This window comes from Polaribacter sp. PL03, assembly GCF_033875165.1.
In the GTDB taxonomy this organism is placed as follows: Bacteria; Bacteroidota; Bacteroidia; order Flavobacteriales; family Flavobacteriaceae; genus Polaribacter.
Genome location: NZ_JAWZSV010000035.1, coordinates 1 through 1,147 on the forward strand (window position 1 = coordinate 1; position 1,147 = coordinate 1,147).

The 1,147-nt window shown below is 24.5% G+C and carries 2 protein-coding genes; both read left to right on the forward strand.

Going from position 1 to position 1,147, the window contains the following annotated elements; all coding sequences use genetic code 11:
- Positions 1–151: 151 nt before the first annotated feature.
- A complete protein-coding gene (locus tag SHK09_RS15400) occupies positions 152–628 on the forward strand; it encodes a hypothetical protein (RefSeq protein ID WP_319811679.1) in 477 nt (158 codons plus the stop codon).
- A gap of 14 nt (positions 629–642) precedes the next feature.
- Positions 643–1,002, forward strand: a complete 360-nt coding sequence (locus tag SHK09_RS15405; RefSeq protein WP_319811680.1) for a hypothetical protein — start codon at positions 643–645, stop codon at positions 1,000–1,002.
- Positions 1,003–1,147: the final 145 nt, after the last annotated feature.

Consider the following 1,147-nt stretch of genomic DNA (forward strand, 5'->3'; position numbering starts at 1 on the left):
TTGCTTAAATTTATGCCTAATCAATGCTTTTTGCTTTTTTAAAAATGCTTCTAATTTTCCGGTGGAAAATTTGCCGCATTTTTAAATCGCAAAAATTTTTATACCAAAACGTTGTAAGTAATATCCAATCTTGCTCAAAAAAAAGAAAAGTATGAAAAAAAATTTTTTATTATTATTTATTCCAATTATTCTACTAAGTTGTGGAAGTTACAAACCTAAAAAATCATTAACTTTAAGTGTTTTTGAAAATTTAGAAAATTTAAAATGCAAAAATAATGGAATTGATGAATATCTACTAAATTCGGGATATTTTAAAAGTTATGGAACAGTTCCTTCAAAATTTGGTCCTCCAGCAAGAATGTATATTACATTTGAAAAATTTCGAAAAGAATTTATAATTGTTGGCTCTTATAATCAAGAACAATATAATTTCTCATCATTTAAACCCGTAGTTTATAATTTTATTAGAAAAAATGGAACTTTTGTGGAAACAGTTACAATGGAAAAAACAGGAATAACTAACTTAAAGTATAAATTAAATAACTCAACATACCTCCTTGAAATAGAAGAAAATGTCATCGACGGAAGATCAAGTAGACTATATAAAATTCTTTCTTGGTGTAGATAAATTAAAATATTAAAATGAAAAAAATTTTATTTATTATTACAATATTTTTTACAATAAGTATTTATTCACAAGAAATACAATTTGTAAAAGAATATGGTAAAGTTAATTACAGAGACAATAATGGTAGCGAAATAAATAAGTCTGCCAAATCCTATTTGTATTTTTACGAAAAAGGAAAAGTGAAAATTAAAATAATTAACACCATTAATCTAACTTTATTTTTTACTAAAATAGAAAAAAAGGAGCTAATAGGTATACAAACGACCTTTTTTGAAGGAATTGATAGTAATGATAATAATATACGTGGATTTTATACTAATAAAAATTTCACATTATTAGGAGAAACAAGTACATTAATTTTAGATAAAGAATAATACCTTATGAAAAAAATACTACTTACAACACCGTATAAACTTTATTGCTGGTTTTAGCTCACTTGGGAAATTCCTCCGGAATTTCGCCGTTCGTGTTTTATTTACTAAATTCACTGCTTAAATAACGCAACAAAGCTTATACAAC

Excerpts from the sequence above, each read along its gene's own strand:
- SHK09_RS15400 (WP_319811679.1), top strand. The coding sequence starts at position 152 with ATGAAAAAAAATTTTTTATTATTATTTATTCCAATTATTCTACTAAGT.
- SHK09_RS15405 (WP_319811680.1), top strand. The coding sequence starts at position 643 with ATGAAAAAAATTTTATTTATTATTACAATATTTTTTACAATAAGTATT.